Annotated in this window: 19 protein-coding genes; 6 read left to right on the top strand and 13 right to left on the bottom strand. The window is 56.6% G+C overall.

Features of this window, described 5'->3' with window-relative positions; genetic code table 11:
- Nucleotides 1-13 precede the first annotated feature (13 nt).
- From yfaE to OSH04_RS06135, 8 genes are all read right to left on the bottom strand, one after another.
- Nucleotides 14-322, bottom strand: a complete 309-nt coding sequence (yfaE, locus tag OSH04_RS06100) for a class I ribonucleotide reductase maintenance protein YfaE (protein ID WP_009455057.1) — start codon at nucleotides 320-322, stop codon at nucleotides 14-16.
- Nucleotides 319-1,455 (bottom strand): class Ia ribonucleoside-diphosphate reductase subunit beta, encoded by a 1,137-nt coding sequence (gene nrdB, locus OSH04_RS06105; protein ID WP_026485169.1) that lies wholly within the window; start codon nucleotides 1,453-1,455, stop codon nucleotides 319-321. Before nrdB ends, yfaE begins: the two co-directional genes overlap by 4 nt.
- 18 nt (nucleotides 1,456-1,473) lie before the next feature.
- On the bottom strand, nucleotides 1,474-3,753 hold the full coding sequence (gene nrdA / locus OSH04_RS06110) for a class 1a ribonucleoside-diphosphate reductase subunit alpha (RefSeq protein ID WP_035271093.1): 2,280 nt from the start codon (nucleotides 3,751-3,753) through the stop codon (nucleotides 1,474-1,476).
- Between the two features lie 198 nt (nucleotides 3,754-3,951).
- A complete protein-coding gene (gene recQ, locus OSH04_RS06115; protein WP_035271096.1) occupies nucleotides 3,952-5,778 on the bottom strand; it encodes a DNA helicase RecQ in 1,827 nt (608 codons plus the stop codon).
- A gap of 9 nt (nucleotides 5,779-5,787) precedes the next feature.
- Nucleotides 5,788-6,924, bottom strand: coding sequence for a fimbria/pilus outer membrane usher protein (locus OSH04_RS06120; RefSeq protein WP_266108115.1), 1,137 nt, complete (start codon nucleotides 6,922-6,924; stop codon nucleotides 5,788-5,790).
- Between the two features lie 21 nt (nucleotides 6,925-6,945).
- Nucleotides 6,946-8,718: a ClcB-like voltage-gated chloride channel protein gene (locus OSH04_RS06125; protein WP_266108116.1), complete on the bottom strand. Its 1,773-nt coding sequence runs from the start codon at nucleotides 8,716-8,718 to the stop codon at nucleotides 6,946-6,948.
- A gap of 8 nt (nucleotides 8,719-8,726) precedes the next feature.
- Nucleotides 8,727-9,776 (bottom strand): cytochrome d ubiquinol oxidase subunit II, encoded by a 1,050-nt coding sequence (locus tag OSH04_RS06130; RefSeq protein ID WP_009455069.1) that lies wholly within the window; start codon nucleotides 9,774-9,776, stop codon nucleotides 8,727-8,729.
- Complete coding sequence (locus OSH04_RS06135) at nucleotides 9,773-11,113, bottom strand: cytochrome ubiquinol oxidase subunit I (protein ID WP_081055354.1); 1,341 nt, start codon at nucleotides 11,111-11,113, stop codon at nucleotides 9,773-9,775. The genes OSH04_RS06130 and OSH04_RS06135 overlap by 4 nt, the downstream gene beginning before the upstream one ends.
- Before the next feature lie 161 nt (nucleotides 11,114-11,274).
- Between OSH04_RS06135 and OSH04_RS06140 the strand changes: the two genes are divergently transcribed.
- The 5 genes from OSH04_RS06140 (at nucleotide 11,275) to OSH04_RS06160 (ending at nucleotide 16,538) form a co-directional block, all read left to right on the top strand.
- Complete coding sequence (locus OSH04_RS06140; protein ID WP_035271102.1) at nucleotides 11,275-13,032, top strand: glutamine--tRNA ligase/YqeY domain fusion protein; 1,758 nt, start codon at nucleotides 11,275-11,277, stop codon at nucleotides 13,030-13,032.
- A gap of 10 nt (nucleotides 13,033-13,042) precedes the next feature.
- On the top strand, nucleotides 13,043-13,813 hold the full coding sequence (gene minC / locus OSH04_RS06145) for a septum site-determining protein MinC (RefSeq protein ID WP_266108117.1): 771 nt from the start codon (nucleotides 13,043-13,045) through the stop codon (nucleotides 13,811-13,813).
- Between the two features lie 223 nt (nucleotides 13,814-14,036).
- A complete protein-coding gene (minD, locus tag OSH04_RS06150) occupies nucleotides 14,037-14,852 on the top strand; it encodes a septum site-determining protein MinD (RefSeq protein ID WP_009455077.1) in 816 nt (271 codons plus the stop codon).
- 1 nt (nucleotide 14,853) lies between these two features.
- The gene (gene minE / locus OSH04_RS06155) at nucleotides 14,854-15,132 is read left to right on the top strand and encodes a cell division topological specificity factor MinE (RefSeq protein WP_009455079.1); all 279 of its coding nucleotides are present in this window, start codon (nucleotides 14,854-14,856) and stop codon (nucleotides 15,130-15,132) included.
- A 257-nt stretch (nucleotides 15,133-15,389) separates the two neighbouring features.
- Nucleotides 15,390-16,538, top strand: a complete 1,149-nt coding sequence (locus tag OSH04_RS06160) for an aromatic ring-hydroxylating oxygenase subunit alpha (RefSeq protein ID WP_266108118.1) — start codon at nucleotides 15,390-15,392, stop codon at nucleotides 16,536-16,538.
- Nucleotides 16,539-16,660: 122 nt separating this feature from the next.
- Here the strand turns inward: OSH04_RS06160 and OSH04_RS06165 are convergent, their stop codons facing one another.
- The 3 genes from OSH04_RS06165 to ettA form a co-directional block, all read right to left on the bottom strand.
- The gene (locus OSH04_RS06165; protein ID WP_035271107.1) at nucleotides 16,661-16,888 is read right to left on the bottom strand and encodes a glycine zipper 2TM domain-containing protein; all 228 of its coding nucleotides are present in this window, start codon (nucleotides 16,886-16,888) and stop codon (nucleotides 16,661-16,663) included.
- A 125-nt stretch (nucleotides 16,889-17,013) separates the two neighbouring features.
- Nucleotides 17,014-17,550 carry an isochorismatase family protein gene (locus OSH04_RS06170; protein ID WP_009455085.1) on the bottom strand — a complete coding sequence of 179 codons (537 nt, stop codon included), beginning with the start codon at nucleotides 17,548-17,550 and terminating at the stop codon, nucleotides 17,014-17,016.
- A 10-nt stretch (nucleotides 17,551-17,560) separates the two neighbouring features.
- A complete protein-coding gene (gene ettA / locus OSH04_RS06175; protein WP_009455087.1) occupies nucleotides 17,561-19,234 on the bottom strand; it encodes an energy-dependent translational throttle protein EttA in 1,674 nt (557 codons plus the stop codon).
- Nucleotides 19,235-19,396: 162 nt separating this feature from the next.
- Here ettA and OSH04_RS06180 point away from each other — a divergent pair, with 162 nt between their 5' ends.
- Entirely contained in the window at nucleotides 19,397-19,897 is a 501-nt protein-coding gene (locus OSH04_RS06180) for a hypothetical protein (RefSeq protein ID WP_083054116.1), read from the top strand.
- Nucleotides 19,898-19,903: 6 nt separating this feature from the next.
- On the opposite strand, the gene OSH04_RS06185 is transcribed toward OSH04_RS06180, so the two are convergent.
- Nucleotides 19,904-20,827: a glycosyltransferase family 2 protein gene (locus OSH04_RS06185; RefSeq protein WP_035271108.1), complete on the bottom strand. Its 924-nt coding sequence runs from the start codon at nucleotides 20,825-20,827 to the stop codon at nucleotides 19,904-19,906.
- A gap of 251 nt (nucleotides 20,828-21,078) precedes the next feature.
- Nucleotides 21,079-21,207, bottom strand: coding sequence for a hypothetical protein (locus OSH04_RS06190; RefSeq protein ID WP_003803595.1), 129 nt, complete (start codon nucleotides 21,205-21,207; stop codon nucleotides 21,079-21,081).
- Nucleotides 21,208-21,256 lie beyond the last annotated feature (49 nt).

The raw sequence follows: 21,256 nt of genomic DNA on the forward strand, positions 1-21,256 counted from the left end.
GGAGACAGAGGAATCAGGGATTCAGCCCGGTAAAGCCGAACTGATCCTCCGGTTCCTCCTCAATCCGGGCAATGCGCTGACAGTCGACCATGATCGGTTCGAGTACCGTGCAACAACACGGCAGAACCTCGCCTGGGCCGACATACGCTAAAGGCTGCTCTTTATAAGCAACCTTTCCATACACAAGAGGAATACGGCAGGAGCCGCAATAGCCGCTCCTGCATTGATACTCAACCTGATGGCCGGTTCGTTCCAAACCTTCCAACAAAGTTTCGCCGTCCCGCAACTGAAAGTCATGATCAGTTGTCCGGACTTGACTCATAACTCGATACCGTCGAAGTCGCCAGCCGACACGGCCGAGTCGATCTGACCGACCAGGTAAGAGCTCAGTTCCACCTCTTGAGGTGCCACCTGCACGGTGTCCGAGGACAGCCAGGTGTTGATCCAGGGAATGGGGTTGTGTTTGACGGACTCAAACGCAGGCTTCAGGCCCACAGCACCCATACGGATATTGGTGATGTATTCCACGTACTGTCCCAGAATGTCCTTGTTCAGACCAATCATGGAACCGTCGCGGAACAGGTAATCCGCCCACTGTTTCTCCTGCTCGGCCGCGTCTTTGAACATATCAAAGCAGACCGGCTCCAGTTCGCGGGCAATCTGAGCGAACTCGGGATCATCGCTACCGGAACGCAGGATATTGATGATGTGTTGCGTACCAGTCAGGTGCAACGCTTCATCACGCGCAATCAAGCGAATGATCTTGGCATTACCTTCCATCAACTTGCGCTCGGCAAAAGCGAAGGAGCAGGCAAAGCTGACGTAAAAGCGGATGGCCTCAAGAATATTGACGCTCATCATGCACAGGTACAGCTTCTTCTTCAGCTCGTAGACGCTTAGCGTGCGGGTTTCACCGTTGATCTCATGCTCGCCCGCGCCCAGTTGGGCATACAGCATGGTGTCGCTGATCAGATCGTCGTAGTACGAAGAAATATCGGCCGCACGCAGCTGAATGTTTTCGTTACGCACGATGTCGTCAAAAATAACGGACGGATCATTGGCAATATTGCGAATGATGTGCGTGTACGAGCGCGAGTGAATTGTCTCGGAGAAAGCCCAGGTTTCAATCCAGGTTTCCAGCTCCGGAATCGATACCAGAGGCAGGAAGGCCACGTTGGGGCTGCGGCCCTGAATGGAATCCAGCAAGGTCTGATATTTCAGGTTGCTGATGAAAATATGCTTTTCGTGGTCAGGCAGGTTCTGGTAGTCGATCCGATCCTGGGTGATGTCCACTTCTTCCGGACGCCAGAAGAAGGACAACTGCTTTTCAATCAGCTTTTCAAAAATCGGATATTTTTGCTGGTCGTAGCGAGCCACGTTCACCGGCTGCCCAAAGAACATGGGTTCTTTGAGCTGGTCGTTATCCGTTTTAGAAAAAGTACTATAGGTAGTCATGATGCTATTTACCCTTGCTTAGATCTTGCACGCGCCGCCTGCGCAACCGTCGTCCTCTACTTCGCCATGCGAATCATCGGCACCGTCGCGGGTGTTGTGGTAGTACAAGGTCTTCACACCGTATTTGTAGGCCAGCAGCAAGTCCTTGAGCAGTTGCTTCATCGGTACGCGACCACCCTCGAACCGCTGTGGGTCATAGTTGGTGTTCGCAGAGATCGACTGGTCAACGAACTTCTGCATCACGCCAACCAACTTCAGGTAGTCGTCGTTACCGGGCATTTGCCACAGCAACTCGTACTGATCCTTATATTTTTCAAATTCAGGCACCACCTGACGCAAGATGCCGTCCTTGGACTGCTTGACGGACACCAGGCCACGCGGAGGCTCAATACCATTGGTGGCATTGGCAATCTGGCTGGAGGTTTCCGAAGGCATCAAGGCGGTCAGGGTGGAGTTGCGCAGACCGTGCTTGACGATGTCAGCACGCAGGGCTTCCCAGTCCAGGTGCAGCGGCTCGTTGCAAATACCGTCTACATCTTTCTTGTAGGTGTCGGTAGGCAGCAGTCCCTTGGCATAGGTTGTTTCGTCAAAGGCGTCGCAAGGACCGTATTCACGCGACAACTGTACCGAAGCCTTCAACAGGTAGTACTGGATGGCTTCAAAGGTACGGTGGGTCAGGCCCAACGCTGCCGGGTCGGAGTAACGGGTGCCGTTCTTGGCCAGGTAGTAAGCGTAGTTGATGACGCCAACGCCCAGGGAGCGACGCTTGTTGGTTGCGTTCAGTGCAGCCTTGACCGGGTAGTCCTGATAGTCCAGCAAAGCATCTAGAGCGCGAACAATCAGTTCAGCCAGACCGTCCAGCTCGTCCAGGGACTCCAGAGCACCCAGATTGAAAGCCGACAGGGTGCACAGCGCGATTTCACCTTCGGGATCGTTCAGATCGTTCAAAGGCTTGGTGGGCAGGGCAATTTCCATGCACAGGTTGGACTGGCGCACGGGAGCGCGGTCAGCCTGGAATGGGCTGTGCGTGTTGCAGTGGTCCACGTTCTGAATGTAGATACGGCCGGTGCTGGCACGCTCTTGCATCAGCAGGGAGAACAGCTCCACAGCAGGCAGGCTGCGCTTGCGGATGGCGGGATCTTGTTCGTACATCTCGTACAGACGCTCGAACTCGTCCTGGTCGGCAAAGAAGGCTTCGTACAGACCGGGCACGTCATGAGGCGAGAACAGCGTGATATGGCTGCCCTTGATCAAGCGTTGGTACAGCAAGCGGTTGATCTGAACACCGTAGTCCAGGTGACGGATACGGTTTTCTTCTACACCACGGTTGTTCTTCAGAACCAGCAGTGTTTCCACTTCCAGGTGCCACATGGGGTAGAACAAGGTTGCCGCACCACCACGCACGCCGCCTTGCGAGCAGGACTTCACAGCGGCCTGGAACATCTTGAAGAAAGGCAGGCAGCCGGTGTGCTGAGCCTCACCACCGCGAATTTCGCTGCCGACGGCGCGAATGCGACCACCGTTGATACCGATACCGGCGCGCTGCGATACGTAACGAACAATGGCGCTGGTCGTAGCATTGATGCTGTCCAGGCTGTCGTCACATTCGATCAGCACGCAAGAGCTGAACTGACGAGTGGGTGTGCGCACGCCAGCCATGATGGGCGTGGGCAAGGAAATCTTGAATTGCGATACCGCGTCGTAGAAACGCTTGATAAAGCCCAGACGAGTGTCGGCAGGGTAACGGGCGAACAGGCACATGGCCACCAGCATGTACAGGAACTGGGGGCTTTCGTAGATGCGCTTGGTCACGCGGTTTTGAATCAGGTACTTGCCTTCCAGCTGCTTGACGGCACCGTAAGAGAAGTTCATGTCACGCCAGTGATCCAGATGAGCATCCAGCTCATCGAACTCGGCGCGCGTGTAGTCTTGCAGCAGATGCGGATCGTAGCGACCTTCCTTGGTTTGCAAGGTCACGTGATCGAACAGGCTTGGAGGTTCAAACTGACCAAAAGCGATTTTGCGCAGATGGAAAATCGCCAGGCGGGCAGCCAGATATTGGTAGTCAGGCGTATCTTCGGAGATCAGATCCGCAGCCGACTTGATGATCGTTTCGTGGATGTCGCTAGTGCGAATGCCGTTATAGAACTGAATGTGAGAGCGCAGCTCTACTTGAGAGACGGACACATTACTCAGACCTTCAGCGGCCCAATCAACCACTCGGTGAATCTTGTCGAGGTTAATAGGTTCTGTACGGCCATCTCTTTTAGTGACCATTAACTGTTCGGTTGATTGCATTTCAGTCTCGGAAATCGGTGAAGATTGACGGAAGACGCGGCTTTTGCAGCCGCCAGCGTCAGTTGATGCACACCATATATAGTGTGATATTGACGTCATTCTACTACATATAGCGGATTGAGCGAATAGCGGTTTTTGAACTGCAGAGCAGATTCGGCACATAAAAATGCAACCAAACTTTGCTCTGCTAACAATTTCCTATTGCGTCTGGAACTCTTGCACGCAGCGCAGCAAAGCCTCGCCATAGGCCTCTCTTTTGCGTACGCCTATGCCTGTAATTGGCTCCAGATCAGCCTCTGAACTAGGGCAACGAATAGCCACTTCGCGCAAAGTGGCATCATGGAAAATGACATAGGCCGGCACACCATGTTCGCGTGCGGTAGCCGCACGCCAGGCGCGCAAAGCCTCGAACCGCCTCTGTTGGTCGGGTTCCAGAGCAGGTCCGGCAGGCGCCTGACCTTTTACTCGGTGTGCAGCCGGTCCACGTGTTACGGTTTCGCGCCGCAACATCAAGGTCCGCTCCCCTTTGAGCACTTCACGGCTGGCCTCGGTCAGCAACAAGGTGCCGTAGCCTTCCGGGTCCACCGTGACCAAGCTATGCGCCAGCAACTGGCGCAGCACTCCGCGCCAGGCTTGATCGGTCAAATCCTTGCCCACACCAAAGACGGTCAGCTTGTCGTGCTCATGCTCTTTGACACGATCCGTCAGCTTGCCCAGCAAAATGTCGATCAGGTGCCCGGCCCCGAAGCGCTGACCACGCTCACGCCACAGTCTATAGATGGTGGAGAGCATTTTCTGCGCTGCCACTGTGCCATCCCAGGCTTCTGGCGCTTCCAGGCAGGTGTCGCAGTTACCGCAAGGTTCGATCTGCTGATCGAAATATGCCAACAAGCGCTGACGGCGGCAGGAAATGGTTTCGCACAGGCCCAACATGGCATCCAGCGCGTGACCCTGCTGGCGTCGGTGTGCCGCATCGCCTTGCGACTGGTTAATCATGCGATGCAATTGCACCACGTCCTGCAAGCCATAAGCCAGCCAGGCCGTGGCCACTTCGCCATCGCGCCCTGCCCGTCCGGTTTCCTGGTAATACCCTTCTACCGATTTGGGCAAGTCAATGTGGGCCACAAAGCGCACATCCGGTTTGTTGACGCCCATGCCAAAGGCAATGGTCGCCACCATGACCACTCCTTCTTCTCGAAGAAAACGAGCCTGGTTAATGGCGCGTTGCTGCGCATCCAACCCTGCATGGTAGGGCAAGGCATGAATACCGTTCTTGCACAGGAACTCGGCCGTGTCTTCCACGCGTGAACGCGACAGACAATACACAATCCCCGCATCCCCGGAGTGCTCCTCCTGAATGAAGCTCAAGAGCTGCTTGCGCACCTCGTTCTTTTCGATGATGCGGTAGCAAATATTGGGACGATCAAAACTGGCAACAAAATGCCGGGCCTCTTCCAGCTTCAAGCGTTGGGCAATTTCTACCCGCGTCAACTGAGTGGCGGTAGCCGTCAAGGCAACCCGTGGCACACCTGGCCAACGCTGGGCCAGCAAGTCCAGACCCAGATACTCAGGGCGAAAATCGTGACCCCATTGCGATACGCAGTGGGCTTCGTCAATGGCAAACAGGGAAATCTGGCCGCGTGCCAGCAAATCCAGACAGCGGTCTGTCAGCAAACGTTCGGGAGCCACATAGAGCAGATCCAACTGCCCCGTCAGAAACTCGCGCTCGACCTCGCGGGCAGTTTGCCAATCCTGGGTGGAATTCAGATACGCCGCGTTAACGCCCAACTCGTTGAGGGCGTCCACCTGATCCTGCATCAAGGCAATCAGGGGAGACACCACCACACCGGTGCCGGGTCTCACCAAAGCAGGAATCTGGTAACAGAGCGACTTGCCGCCGCCGGTGGGCATCAAGACCAGGGCGTCGCCGCCTTGGATCAGGGTCTCGATAATCTCGTGCTGAGAACCACGAAAACTGTCATAACCAAAAACTTCCTGAAGAACCTCAAGTGCTGACTGGGCCATGCCGCCTGCTTAAAAAATCGGAATAGAAAAACGCAGCGCGATGTTCGACTGACGACTTTCCAGATGACGGCGAGCTTGCAAACCCACCCTAAGGTGGGGACTGTACCAGAACTGCTGCGTGACCCCAAGGTAGCGGTTCTCCCCCCCGGCAACTACCTGCTGCACCTCGTACTGAGTCTTCACTTCACCCCAGCGGCGCAGGGGCACGGACAGGCCGACAATCTGCCGACTGCTAGCCGCATCCACCTTCATGCCCTGGTAACGACTCAAATCCAGAAAATTGTCCTGGTAGCGTTCACCCTGCCACTGCAGATGCAAATCATCCAGCACATCCAGGCCATAGGCTGCCTGATAACGCCAACCTTGCCCCACCGCATGGGAAGCTTTAGCCACGCTGGCCTGCCACACGCCAAAGTCCGGCGATCGATAGGTTGCACCCAGACCGGTCAGCCCAAAATCACGAGCGCTTTCCATCTGAGTATCAATACTGGTACGACTGGTGACATCGGTGCTGAGCATCAAGCTGCCGGCCGAAGAGCCATACACCAGATCCCCGTTATCCTGCTTGCCCGTCATATCCAGCGCGCCAACAGCCAGGGCATAACGCCATGGCCCGGCCGGGCCCTGCTCGAACTGCTGAGTGATATTGATACCGCCCAGTTCCACGGGCCGCGCCCAGTCCGGTGCGGTAACCGTGTCATTGCCCAAGGTCAGCTGCAGCCCGTCTTCATTCACATAACGCCAGTTGCGCTCGCCAAACTGCCAGACCTGGTCGGGCGCACTGCTCAACCAGCGGGCACTCCAAATTGGAGAGGACTGCTGACTATATTGGATGGAGCGCGCCAGACTGGCGGTGCTGGCACCGCTCAGACTGAAATCGGAAAATGTGTAATCCATGGAGGCCGCTGGACTGAGCAAGTCCTGATCTCCTTGGCGATGCCACTGCGTAGCATCAAAAAATGGCTCCACGGGCGGGAGTTCCTGGGCCGGAATGGCCTGTGCCTCATCCACGCCATACACGCGGGTAGCAGACAAACTCTCCAGCCCAACACGATTTTGAGCGGTGGCCAATGGAACAGCGAACAGCATGGCAAGACCGACCAACAGCCCGCCTGCCAAGCCTCGCTGGCAAGCTTTTGTACGCATGATTTATGTCACAAAAAGAGTTTAGCGCCGGGCATCCAGCATCACTTCGCCGCTCGCATCCAGGGAGCGTTTGATGGCGGAGTATTTTTCCAGCACAGCAGACTTATAGACTACACCAATCAGACGACCCGAGCCGTCACCATTCAATACGGGCAGACGCTCTCCAGCAAAGCTCACAAAGTGTTCCTGAGCCTCGTCCAGACTCATGTTCGGGTAGAGCGTCTTGACGAAATCCATGCGCAGAATATCGCCCACCACACGCTCCTGGGCAGCGTTGTCGTCCAACAACATTCGAGTCAGGTCAGGCTGAGCAATCACACCTTGATAAACCTGTTCTTCGTTCACCACATACAAATAACGCACGGGGTAGTCCAGAAACATCTGCAAGGCATCGCGCATCTGGGTGGTGGTGCTGACGACGGTATCAGCCGGACGTACCAGCTCGGCCAAGGTGGTGTGACGCAACTTGTGGCGCAGCAAGGCATCCCGCTCGCGCACCAGGGTGACTTCATACATGGCGACCTCGGCCACACCACGGGACACAAAATAAGCCATGACACAGGCCACAATCAAGGGCAGCACCAACTGATAGCTCAATGTCATTTCAAACAGCATCAGTATGGCCATGAAGGGAGCGTTGGTGGCGGCCCCCAGAAACGCGCCCATGCCCACCAGGGTGAACAAGTACAACGGTAAATCCAGACCCGGCAAGATCAGCAAAGTCAGTTGACCAAACAAGGTGCCAAAGGCCGCGCCCACAAAGATGGCGGGGGTAAACACACCGCCGACAGCGCCCGAACCAACTGTCAGCCCTGTGGCCAGAACCTTGAACGCCAGGATAAGCAGCACGCTGTACCAGGCCCAGTCGCTGTGCAGCATGGAGGACACTACGCTAAAGCCATTACCGGCCACGCGCGGCATGACAATCAGCAAAAGTCCCAGCAACAAACCACCCAAAGCCAAGCGCAAAGGCAAACCCAGGCCAGTACGCTTGAACAGGGTGCGGAACAGATTCAACAATTTCAGGAAAGCGGGTGCAGCCAGACCAATCAGCACACCCAGGACCAGAAAGGGCAAGATGTCCCAACCCGCAACGGCCTGAACATTCGTCATTTCGTAAGGGGCGTGATAACCGCCCAGCATACGCATGGTCAGGTGAGCACTGACAGCCGCCATCAACAGGGGGCCAAAGCTGCTCATGGTCATGGTACCCAGCACAATCTCGGCCACAAACACGGCACCGGCGATCGGAGCGCCATAAGCGGCAGCTACACCGGCTGCGGCACCACAGGCCACCAGCAGGCGCAGACGGGCTTCACCAAACAAGGTGAAACGGCCAATCGCGGAAGCGGACAAGGAGGCCAGATGCACCATCGCCCCCTCCCGACCGATCGAGCCGCCCGAGGCCACCGTCATCAAGGACGACAAGGATCGCAGCAGCCCCTGGCGAATGGACAAGCGGCCATCGCCAATGGCCACAGCTTCCATATAGTCAGAATTGCTTCCCGACGGCAGACGCCCTGCCAGCCATAGCAGGATACCGGCACACAAACCGCCCAAGGTGGGAAACAGGAGGCGCATGTACCAGGGTAGACTTTCCGTGACTGCGACGATCCCGCCGTGCTGACCCGTGACAACTTGCTGCACAAAGCGCATGCCCTGATGAAAGGCCAAAGTCGCCAAGGCACCCAAAATACCAGCCAAGACCGCCCAGGCCAGCATGGCGGGCATATCAGACAACCACTTGAAACCCTGCAGACGCTTGCGCATCGACAGCACGGAATGGGCAATCATAAAAAAGGTCAGCCTTTAAAGCTGGGCGGCAAAGGTGGGCGAGACAATCCAAACATGCGCCAGTACACCCACACGTTGAAAATCAGCACGATGGGCAAGGTAATCACAATCGCCGACAGGATCAGGCTCAGGGCTGGCACCCCGGCAGCGGCGTCCCAGATCGTCATCTCGTCCAGGATCAGATAGGGGAAGAAGCTGAACGCCAGCCCGGCCATGACGGACACCATCACGAACAGGGTCAGCAAAAAGGGCAAGGTCGTGGTGCGATAGCTGCTGTTGATCATGCGCTGCAGGCTCATTTCAATCGACACAAAGCAGCTGAGAATCAAGGCCCAGAGGAACAATACCAAGCCCCAATACGGCCCGTCGCTCCATTTAAGCAGCACGCCGGCATTCACAAAGGCCAACACGACGGACACACCCACGGCACCGGCCGCAAACCAGCGTACCGAACGACGGCCCCAATTGACCGCTCGGGCACGCAGCTCGCCTGCTTCACGCATGATGAGCCAGCTAGCACCTAGCAAGCAGTAAGCGGCAATAGCGCAAAAGCCCATGAAGACAGAGAACCAGATATAACCGGCATCGCTCTGAAAGCCCACTACGACCTGCGCCAGCAACACACCATGGGAGAACGCCGTCAACCAGGACCCCAGGGCAAAACCCATTTGCCAGCGGGACTGACGCTCTACCGGCGCGCGCAGTCGGAACTCGAAGGAGACGGAACGGGCAAAAACGCCCACGCCCAGCGCACATAACGGTCCGTACAGACCGCCCATCACCGCCCCCCAGGCTTTGGGGAAAGCGCAGACAAACAAACCCAGGCCAAGAAACAGCCAGAACTCGTTGGCATCGCGCCAGGGGCTCAGCAATGACAGCATGCGGGGACGCAAGGAGTCCGGTGCCAGCAAGGACAGACAGCCCACGCCAATATCGAAGCCGTCCAGAACCGTCCCGGCCACAATAATCAAAAAGAACAGGGCCAGAAACGCCAGCGGCATCCAGAACGCCGGATCATGGGCGCCCAGGCCCAACGCATTTGCAAAAGAGTCAATCATGCCCGCCCCCGATGACGCGCGATCGGTACCACACCAAAACGAACGGCATGTCGCAACTTCTGGAAAAAACCAATCATGCACAAGATGTAGACCAGGCCGTAACTCAGCAAACCCAGCCCGACGGTAAAGACGCTCTCGGTGCTTTGCACTTGCACGGCCTGAATATCGTTACCGACCAGATAAGGCAAAAAGCCCAACAAGACGTAGGCTGCGCCACCCAGCAACATGATCCAGCCCAACACCGAGGCGACCACCATGAGCTGACGTTCTCTATAAGAAAGAGAGTGCGGGTCCAGGCCATAACGGCGAGTGCGCAACAAGACCCACAACAGCAGGAACAGCATCAAGGCTCCTGCCAGCACGGCTACACGGAAGGACCAGAAGGTCAGGGTGACGGGCGGCATGGCGTCGGAAAACTGATCCAGACCCATCAAAATGCCACTGTCATTACGACCCAACCAGCGTCCACCTGCATGAGACCAGCGCAGCACACCCAGAACACTGTCCTGCATGGCGGAGGGCGCCGCCACCAGAATCAAATCAGGCTGCGAGCCGCTTTCCCAGTACGCCGCCGCAGCCGCTGCCTTGGCAGGCTGATGCTCCGCAGTCATGAAACCATTGCCTATCACAGCGAGGATCAGGGCCAGCCAAGCCACCCCGCCCAGAAACAGGGCACTGCGAAAGGCCAGACGCTCCTGGTCGGTAACTGGCTTTTGCATGGTCTGGGCGCAGGTTACACCCAACATGAAAAAGGCCACCGTCAGCAAACTGCCTGCAAACAAAAGACCGGCATACCAGGGCAAGGCGGGCGTGCTGAGCACATCCAGCCATTCCATCACCACATAATGGCCTTCAATCACATCGACACCCGTTGGCACCTGCATCCAGGCCACAATCGCCACCAGCCAGAACGCCGTGACGGTAACGCCCAGGGCCACCATCAGCACCACCACGGTATGAACCAGATTGGACAGCATGCGCTGGGCAAACAGCATCACACCCAAAAAGCAGGATTTGAAAATGAACAAGGACAGCATGGAGGCGGCCAGCATGGGACCGATGACATCACCCACCTGCTCCATCAGGCCCGGCCAGACACTGCCAAACTGAAGCAGCACGGGCATGGACGCCGCAAAGCTTAAAATAAACGCCAGTGCAAACAGACGCACCCAAAAACGGTACGCCCCCATCCAGGCCGCGGCCTTGTTGCCAAAGGTTCTGATCTTGAAATACAGCAACACCCAGGCCAGTCCCAGCTCCAGGGCCAGAAACAGCAGCATGAAGCCCAGGCTAAGGAAAAACTGGGCATGAGACAGAGAAAGGGCGGAGTGCGTCATAATGAGCGCTAGTGTAGGGTGAATTGGCCTGCAAACGCCACCATACTACCCCAAGTTCTTCCCTGATTTTTTAGAACCCGTTCATGGGGTAAATACCCCTCTAAAACAAGAACGTGGCAAAATGGCCGATTAGTCTGTCGGCTTCTTTATTTCAAACGTGTATGACCTCTGACACCACTCCCGCTCCCGTATCTAATTTTCTGCGCACGATCATCGACCAGGATCTGAGCGCTGGCCGTTACGCACAAAAATCCTGGGCCGGTCAGCCAGGCCCGGCCAGTACCCAGGAAGGGGCGGCTGTTGATGCCGCGCGTATCCGTACGCGCTTTCCCCCCGAGCCCAACGGCTATCTGCACATTGGGCACGCTAAAAGTATCTGTTTGAACTTCGGACTGGCCAGCGACTACCAAGGTGCCTGCCACCTGCGCTTTGACGACACCAATCCTGAAAAAGAAGAACAGGAGTACGTGGACGCCATTATCGACATGGTGAAATGGCTGGGCTTTGACTGGACCTTCAATAAAGAAGAGAACCTGTACTTTGCCAGCGACTACTTCGACTATATGTACCAGTTCGCCGAAGCCCTGGTGAACGCGGGCCATGCCTACGTTGACGAGCAAAGCGCCGAAGAAATGCGTGCCAACCGTGGCACCCTGACTGAAAAAGGCGTGAACTCGCCCTGGCGCGACCGCCCTGCCCAGGAGTCCATCAAGCTGCTGCGCGAAATGCGCGACGGCAAGCACCCCGATGGCAGCATGGCCCTGCGCGCCAAGATCGATATGGGCTCGCCCAATATCAATATGCGCGACCCGGTCATGTACCGTATCCGCCATGCCGAACACCATCGCACTGGCGACAAATGGTGTATCTACCCCATGTACAGCTGGGCGCACCCTGTGGAAGACGCGCTCGAGCGCATCACCCACAGTCTGTGTACCCTGGAATTTGAAGACCAGCGTCCCTTCTATAACTGGATTCTGGAACGCCTGGTCGAACTGGGTCAGTTGTCCGACCCGCTGCCCAAGCAGTACGAGTTCTCGCGTCTGAACCTGTCCTACGTGGTCACCAGCAAGCGCAAGTTGCGCCAGCTGGTTCAGGAAAACCACGTATCGGGCTGGGACGATCCGCGCATGCCTACCCTGGCCGGTTTGCGCCGCCGTGGTTACAGCGCCGGTGCCATCCGCCTGTTCACCGACCGCCTGGGTGTGTCCAAGGCAGCCCAACATGTGGACTACAGCCTGCTGGAACAAGCCCTGCGCGATGATCTGGACCCGGTGGCCGACCGCAGCGTTGCCATTCTGGACCCGATCGAACTGATCATTACCAATTACCCGGAAGGCCAAAGCGAGCTGTGTCACGCACCGCGCAACCCACACAATCCGGAGGCCGGCCAACGCGAGTTCCCCTTCTCCGGTCGCCTGTACATTGAACGCGAGGACTTCAAGGAAGAGCCACCCAAAAAGTACTTCCGCCTGTTCCCCGGCAATACCGTGCGTCTGAAGTACGGCTATGTCGTGCGTTGCACCGGCTGCGTCAAGGACGAGCAAGGCAATGTCACCCAGGTTTTGGCGGAATACCTGCCCGACACCAAGAGCGGCACGCCCGGCGCGGACTCGGTCAAGGTCAAGGGCAATATCACCTGGATCAGCGCCGAGCACGCGATTGCCGCCGAGATTCGTCTGTACGACCGTCTCTTTGCCCACCCTCAGCCCGATGCAGCCGACCAGGACTTCCTGGAGCACATCAACCCGAACTCGCTGCGCGTGATTCAAGGTTGGCTGGAACCCGGCACCAAGGCTACGCCCGATGCCCGCTGGCAGTTTGAACGCCTGGGCTACTTTGTGGCGGACCGTGTGGACTCCACGCCAGAAAAACCCGTTCTTAACCGTACTACGACTCTGAAAGACACTTGGGTCTAAGGCTATTGACGTGAACGATCAGACTCATGCCAAAGGGCCGCAGGCCCTGGATTTCAAAAGCGCCACGCTGTACGCCGTACGGGTGGTGCTGCGTTCGGCTGACACGGCCGAGCAGTTAGCCGCTCTGTCTCAACGCATGAAAGACGCTGGCTCCTTCTTTGAGGACGAACCCGTCGTCATTGATGCCAGCGCTATTGATGCGCCGGTGGATTGGGCCACCCTGGTTGCCGCTTTGCGTGAGCACAAGCTGCACCCGGTGGGTATCATTGCCCACCCTGACCATGCCGATAACGCCATCGACAGCGGCTTGCCGCATGTGGAGTTGTCCAATCCGCCAGCCCGCCCCCAAACCCAGGCCGCACCGGACAAGGAAGTGCCCGTGTTGTCGCAAGCCGCCCAGCAAGAAGCACCTGCGGCGGTCGCCCCGCCACCGCCCGCTATTGCTCCGGCTGCGCTCATCATCAACCGTCAGCTGCGTTCCGGCCAGCGCATCTACGCGCGCCACACGGATCTGATCGTGATCGGGGCGGTCAGCCAGGGTGCAGAAGTGGTAGCCGATGGCAATATCCACGTCTACGGTCCACTGCGCGGCAAGGCCATGGCTGGTGCCCGTGGCGATGCAAAAGCACGCATCTTCACCATCGAGCTGGACCCGGAACTGATTGCCATTGCCGGTGTGTATCGCATTATTGAAACGCGATTGGATGCACAGCTACGCAACAAGCCCGTTGTCGTCACGCTGGAAGAAGATACGCTCAGATTTGATCCTCTGAGCTCCTAGCAGTACAAGGCGCCGGCTTTTGCCGGCGCTTTTTATAGAGGCTTGCACTGAGAGCCCGCATGAGAGCAAGCAAGTGCAAGCGCAACCGTGTAAGCTGACACGGAACAAAGCAATTGATATGTTTTGTTTCTAAGCAGTAGGCTAAGTGGCAGAACGGATGTCAAAATTAGGCCCGTTATGCTTTACGATTATGTGACTTGAAAAACAAAGGAATCCGATTGTCATGGCGCGTATAGTTGTAGTGACCTCCGGCAAGGGTGGCGTGGGCAAAACCACCACCAGTGCCAGTTTTGCATCTGGTCTTGCGATGCGCGGTCACAAGACCGTGGTCATCGACTTTGACGTTGGCTTGCGCAACCTGGACTTGATCATGGGTTGCGAGCGACGCGTGGTGTATGACTTCGTCAACGTGATCCAGGGCGAAGCCACATTGAACCAGGCCCTGATCCGTGACAAGCAGCTGGAAAATCTGTTCATCCTGCCCGCTTCCCAGACGCGTGACAAAGACGCGCTGACCCGCGAAGGTGTGGAAAAAGTACTGGAAGAGCTCAAGGGCATGGGTTTTGAATACATTGTGTGCGACTCGCCCGCAGGTATCGAAACCGGCGCCTTGATGGCCTCCTACTTCGCAGATGATGCGCTGGTTGTGACCAACCCCGAAGTGTCCTCGGTTCGTGACTCGGACCGCATCCTGGGCATTCTGGCCGCCAAATCGCGACGTGGTGAACAGGGCAAAGAGCCCATCAAAGAATATTTGTTGTTGACCCGTTATAGCCCCAAACGCGTGTCGGACGGCGAGATGCTGTCCTTGCAAGACGTTGAAGATATCTTGCGCATCAAGCTGATTGGTGTCACCCCCGAGTCGGAAACCGTGCTGCAAGCATCCAACCAAGGAGTACCCGTTATCCATATCAAGGAAAGTGATGTGTCCCAGGCCTATCAGGACATCGTAGATCGTTACCTGGGTGGCGAAAAACCATTGCGTTTTGTGGATTACGAAAAGCCAGGTCTGTTCAAGCGCCTGTTCGGAGGAAAGTAATATGTCTTTCCTGTCCTTCCTGCTCGGTCACAAGAAAACGTCGGCAACAGTTGCCAAGGACCGTCTGCAACTGATCCTTATTAACGAACGTGGCCAAGGGGGTGTTGCCCCGGACTACTTGCCCCGCTTGCAAAAAGAGCTGGTCGAAGTGATCTCGCGCTACGTGAAGATTAATCCCGATGACATCAAGGTGAACCTTGATCGCCAGGACTCGCTGGAAGTGCTGGAAGTCAAAATCGAAATGCCGCAAATTGATGCCAGCACGCTGGAAAACAAGTAAAGCGTCGCTGACAAAAAAACTTTGCTGCTTGAAATGGCCATCCCTTGCGGATGGCCATTTTCATGGCTGCTCCCTATACCAAAAGCAAGCCGCAAAACACCTGCAACGAGCAGCGCAATGCGGCTAGGCGGCTAATAGATCAGGTACAATTTTCCCTTGGTAATCGGCCCGTTCCGATTTTTCTTCGCGCCAGAGATGGCAAGTAGTGCCATCGATGCCCCCTGAGGCCTGGCTTATTGACCCATGCGGAGGGAATCATGACCGAGCTCGGTCAGATGGCACGTCTTGTGCCCGCTCACCCCCAGCTTCCTGTTAGCGCCTATTTCGACCACGCTCTGTTCGAGCGCGAACAAGAGCGTATTTTTCAGCAGTCGGCCTTGTACGTTGGCAATGAAAAACTTGTTCCCGAACCCGGCGACTGGCGCACCTTGATCCAGGAAAACGCTGCCCGTACTCTGATACGCAGCCAACACGGCGTAGAACTGCTCTCGAACGTCTGCAGGCATCGTCAGGCCCTGATGCTTGGTGGCATGCCCGGCCAGCCCAATCAGGCCAACCACGGCTCCCTGAGCAGCACAGGCGGCAATATTGTCTGCCCCCTGCACAACTGGACTTATAACGCGCAAGGCGACTTGCTGGCGGCTCCCCGTTTCAAGGACAAGCCCTGTCTGAACCTGGAACGCTACCCCTTGCGCGATTGCCATGGCCTGCTGTTTGAAGGCCCGCGCGATCCAGCCCAGGATATGGCCGCCTTGTTCAGCCGCCCTGAATTCGACTTTCAGGACTATGTACTGGATCACGTCGAAATCCACCAGTGCAACTACAACTGGAAGACCTTTATCGAGGTCTATCTGGAGGACTATCACGTCGCCCCCTTCCACCCCGGTCTGGGTCAGTTCGTGACCTGTGATGACCTGGAGTGGGAGTTCAGCGACTGGTATAGCCTGCAACGAGTCGGCGTGCATCAGGCCCTGGCCAGTCCAGGCTCAGCTACCTATCGCCAATGGCATGACAATCTGCTGGCCTACCGCCAGGGCGAAGCACCGGATTTCGGTGCCGTCTGGGTAACCTACTTCCCCACCCACATGATCGAGATCTATCCGCATGTGCTGGTGCTCTCTACGCTGTACCCCAAGGGGCCGCAGGAAACCATGAATGTGGTGGAGTTCTACTACCCGGAAGACATCGTGGCCTTCGAGCGTGACTTTGTGCAAGCACAACGCGCCGCCTATATGGAAACGGCCATAGAAGATGATGAGATTGCCGAACGTATGGATGCCGGCCGCCGCGCCTTGATGGAGCGTGGGGTCTGCGAGGTAGGCCCCTACCAGTCACCGCTGGAAGACGGCATGAAGCACTTTCACGAATGGTATCGCTCCATGATGGACGAGCGGCACCACCCGTAAGACATCACCGCAAGCCAGCTTACTGCCCTAAGCAAGAAAAAAGCCTCAAAGCCGGGAGGAATCTCCCAGGCTTTGAGGCTTTTAATCCGATGAGCGTTTCAGCTCAATCAGAGAATTTGAATTTAGCGGTTCTTGCCGATCTGATCGCCGATCACGCCACCAATTGCTGCGCCACCGACCGTACCCAGAATGCCGCCGTCAGTAATCACTGCACCGGCAACACCACCCAGACCCGCGCCGGTTACGGCACCCTTTTGACGTTTGCTCATACCATCCCAGGAAGAGCAGCCCGCCATCACGACGGCCAGAACCGTGGCCATACCCACTTTAGTGATAGTCGTCATTTTCATCCGTAAACCTCCGTGAAGTATCCGTGCTCAACACGGCATTAAAGTCTATCTTCACCCTACGGAGCCAATTAGTCCAGACCCTATTGTTAGGCAACGCAACAGATGTAATTCAGCTTTTGTTCAGTTTATTTGATCAAGGCCAGAACCTGCTTGAATACAGGGTTAGCCGGCGTTTCCAGCCATTCAAACATGGCCATTTCGGCGCTAACGCGCTCCAATCCATGCATCGCCCAGCGATCCCAGGCGGCTTGTCGGGACTCGGGATGGCGCGAGCCTACGCAGTCCCCGACCAGCACAGGCTCATAACCGCGCTCCATCAAACCCAGGCCAGTTTGTAACACACACACGTGAGACTCTGTACCCAGTAACAAGACTCGTGTGCGCCCTACCGGCAAGGCAGGCAAAAAATCGGCTTCGCGCGTGGCATCGAAGTGGGTTTTATGCAGCACTTTATCAATATGTGGCAACAAAGAAGCATCGGTTGGGCCGATTTTCTCGGCCCAATGCTCGGTTGCCAGCACCGGCACCCCTAAAAGACGCGCCGCCTGTGCCAGCTTCCCGGCCCGTTCGACCAAGGCTTGGTGGTCTGCAATGGCGGGCAGGAGCCCCGTTTGCATATCCACAATCAGGACGAAAGACTGGTGAGCATTGAGCACAGGCATGGCACTTTCCTTATTTCAGGGACTTGTAGCGGATACGACGAGGTTTGGCAGCATCTTCGCCCAGACGTTTCTTCTTGTCTGCTTCGTATTCCTGATAGTTGCCATCAAAGAATACGACCTGCGAATCACCCTCAAAAGCCAGAATGTGGGTGGCGATACGGTCCAGGAACCAGCGATCGTGACTGATCACCATGACCGAGCCGGCAAACTCCAGCAGGGCATCTTCCAGGGCACGCAGGGTTTCCACGTCCAGGTCGTTGGATGGTTCGTCCAGCAGCAAGACGTTGCCGCCGGCGATCAGGGTCTTGGCCAGGTGCAGACGACCACGCTCCCCGCCAGACAGATTGCCCACGATCTTGTTCTGATCCGCGCCCTTGAAGTTGAAGCGGCCCAGGTACGCACGCGATGGCATTTCAAAGCGGCCCACGGTCAGCAGGTCTGCGCCATCGGCAATCGCGTCAAAGACGGTCTTTTCATTAGCCAGGGCATCGCGCGACTGGTCCACATAAGCCAGCTTGACGGTTTGGCCCAGTTTGACCGTACCGGAATCGGGCTGCTCTTTACCGGCCAGCATGCGGAACAAGGTGGACTTACCGGCACCGTTAGGACCAATAATCCCGACGATGGCACCAGCTGGCACCTTGAAGCTCAAGTTGTCGATCAGCAGACGATCGCCATAGCCCTTGCTGACGTTTTCAAACTCAATAACTTCATTACCCAGACGCTCGGCCACAGGAATGAAGATTTCCTGGGTCTCGTTGCGCTTCTGGTATTCGTGCGAGGACAGTTCCTCGAAACGGGCCAGACGAGCCTTGGCTTTGGCCTGACGTCCCTTGGGGTTCTGGCGCACCCACTCCAGCTCTTTCTTGATGGTGCGCTGACGAGCACTTTCCGACGCCTCTTCCTGCTTCAGACGGTCGTCTTTCTGCTCCAGCCAGGAGCTGTAGTTGCCTTTCCAGGGAATACCGTGGCCACGGTCCAGTTCCAGAATCCACTCGGCGGCGTTGTCCAGGAAGTAACGGTCGTGAGTGACTGCTACGACGGTACCGGGGAACTGGCGCAGGAACACTTCCAGCCAATCCACACTTTCCGCGTCCAGGTGGTTGGTGGGCTCATCCAGCAGCAACATATCAGGCTTGGACAGCAGCAACTGGCACAGGGCCACGCGACGCTTTTCACCACCGGACAGGTTTGCAATGGAGGCATCCCAAGGTGGCAGACGCAGCGCATCGGCCGCGATTTCCATTTGGGTTTCGATGTCGTCCGCACCACTGGTCGCGGCGGCGGCAATAATGGATTCCAGTTCGGCCTGTTCGGCGGCCAGAGCGTCAAAATCTGCGTCGGGCTCGGCGTATTCGGCGTAGACCTGTTCCAGACGCTGACGCGCCTCGAACACCTGACCCAAACCGGCCTGCACGGCTTCGCGCACGCTGTGTTCGGGGTTCAGCTGAGGTTCTTGTGGCAGGTAACCGATCTTGATCCCCGCCATGGGGACGGCTTCGCCCTCGATCTCGGTATCTACCCCGGCCATGATCTTGAGCAAGGTGGATTTACCCGAGCCGTTCAGGCCCAGCACACCAATCTTGGCACCTGGAAAAAAAGACAAGGAGATATTGCGCAGAATCTGCCGCTTGGGCGGCACAATCTTGCCCACGCGGTTCATCGAATAAACGTATTGAGCCATATAAACCTAAAAAGGAAAAACAGGTCGTGTTCGGAAAACTGGGATTGTAGGCGTTTGGCGCCCGAAAGGTGCGCTTCTGTCAGGTTCAGAACGAAACACCCGGCCTGAGTGCAGGCCTGTCTCAGGTAATATACTCACTTTTGCTGACAATCCAAAAACGCCATGCCCACACCTGACGCCCCTGAACTTGTATTTACCACCGAAGAGATCGAAACCCTGGGCCGCACCGCCGATGCGCTGAGTGCCTACCTGGGTCGTGCCGTCCTGGCCGAGATCGTGGGAGCGGAAGAAACCGGCTTTGAATGGGTCATCTTTGCCATGCCCCTGGACAAGAATGAAGACGAAAGCGAATTCACGATTGTGCAGGTAGGCGGCGAACAGGCCCGCATCGTGGGCAACCGCGGCGGCTTGGACCCCAAGGACACGGCGGTCTACGCCTGCCGTTACCTGTGGGCCATCCAGTTAAGTGATGCCGAGCCTGTGCGCTTTATCAAAGTGGACGAAGAAGGCGAGGAAGTCGCCTGGACCGAGACCCTGGAAGAATTGCTGCCCTTCGCCCTGAGCGAAGATGCCTTCGCCGTCGAGGATGAGACGGATGAAGACGACGAGGACGACGATGATGACAGCCCGGAACCGGGCGTGCACGGCCACACCCTGCACTAATCGCGTTCAGGCCCGTCGCTTGTCCCGCAGATATAAAGCGACACCCACCGGCCACATCAAACCCACCAGCAGATAAGACGCCAGGCCTTTCAAGCCATAACCTGCTGGTGGCTTGCGCCCACTGGCACGCAGGTGCAGCCCAAAGCGGGTGTAACGCGCGGCAGCCATCAAGAACGCCTTGGGTTCGTAGCGGAACCAGGGCAGACACTTCACCACCGTATCCTGCGCCAGCAGCCACAAGCCCAGTGCATGTTGCTGGCTGGTTTTGCCTTGCACCGACAAGGAGTCCGGGCTGTCGTGGTAGACACGGAATACGGTGTTCACAAATCGGTTCTTGTAGCCCGCACGGGCAATCGCCCGCCACACCAGGCTTTCAGGCACAAAGCCGTCGATCTGATCGGGAAAGGGAAACTTGCGCAGTACGGCGGTACTCAAACAGCCGAACTTCTCGCCCCGCACGTGGTAGCGAAAACTCATGTCCAAAGAGCTGGCATCAAAAATATCCTGGGGAAACATATCCCCGACGACCTTGCCATCCGGTCGCACACACAGACCCGTAATGCCTGCATAAGCTGCTCGCTCTGATACAGGGATGTCGGCCCAGATCTGCGCCATATCGTAGAGCGCATTCACCAGCAGGGTGTCATCACTGTCCAAAGCAACGACCAGTTCACCTTGGGCCAGAGCCACGCCGTGATTGAACGCCGCCTTCTTGTGACGATTTTCCTGCCAGGCATAATGAATCGGAAAGGAGGCTTGCTGTTGCCAGCCTTGCACCAGTTCCCGTGTCCCGTCTGTGGAACCATCGTCAATGACCACCCACTCAAAGTCCTGACAGGTTTGCTCGCACAAGGAACGATAAACGCGCTCCAAGGTGTGAGCGCGGTTATAGCTAGGTGTCAGGACGGTGAACAAATGGCGCCATTCCATACGCGGGTGTCCCCATAAACCACTGTTTTGATTATTGTTACGGGCAGCTACTTACATCTGCATCAGAATGACATCATCATAAAGCAAGCACGGCGCTGTGCAGCGCACTATCTGCAGGGCTCCAGACAAACCCGAAGCAAAATCAAACGCGCACAAAAAAACCACAGGCAAGCCTGTGGTTTTTTTGCTGCTGGGTGTGATTTCAAGCTGAAAAATCAGGTTTCTGCTTGTACACCGCTCAAGCCAGGCACTTAGACGCGCTTGACCTTTTCCAGCATTTTGAAAACGCCCTTGGGTGCGCGCACAAACAGACGTTTGAATGCTTTACCCAGGCAACGACGCTCCAGCGTGTTGCGGCGAGTGCGTTTGATTTCCGCCATGGTGATCTCCGATCTTAATGTAAGCCCTGCCGGATGATCCCGACAAAAG

The organism is Alcaligenes nematophilus, assembly GCF_026344155.1.
Taxonomy (GTDB): domain Bacteria; phylum Pseudomonadota; class Gammaproteobacteria; order Burkholderiales; family Burkholderiaceae_B; genus Alcaligenes; species Alcaligenes phenolicus.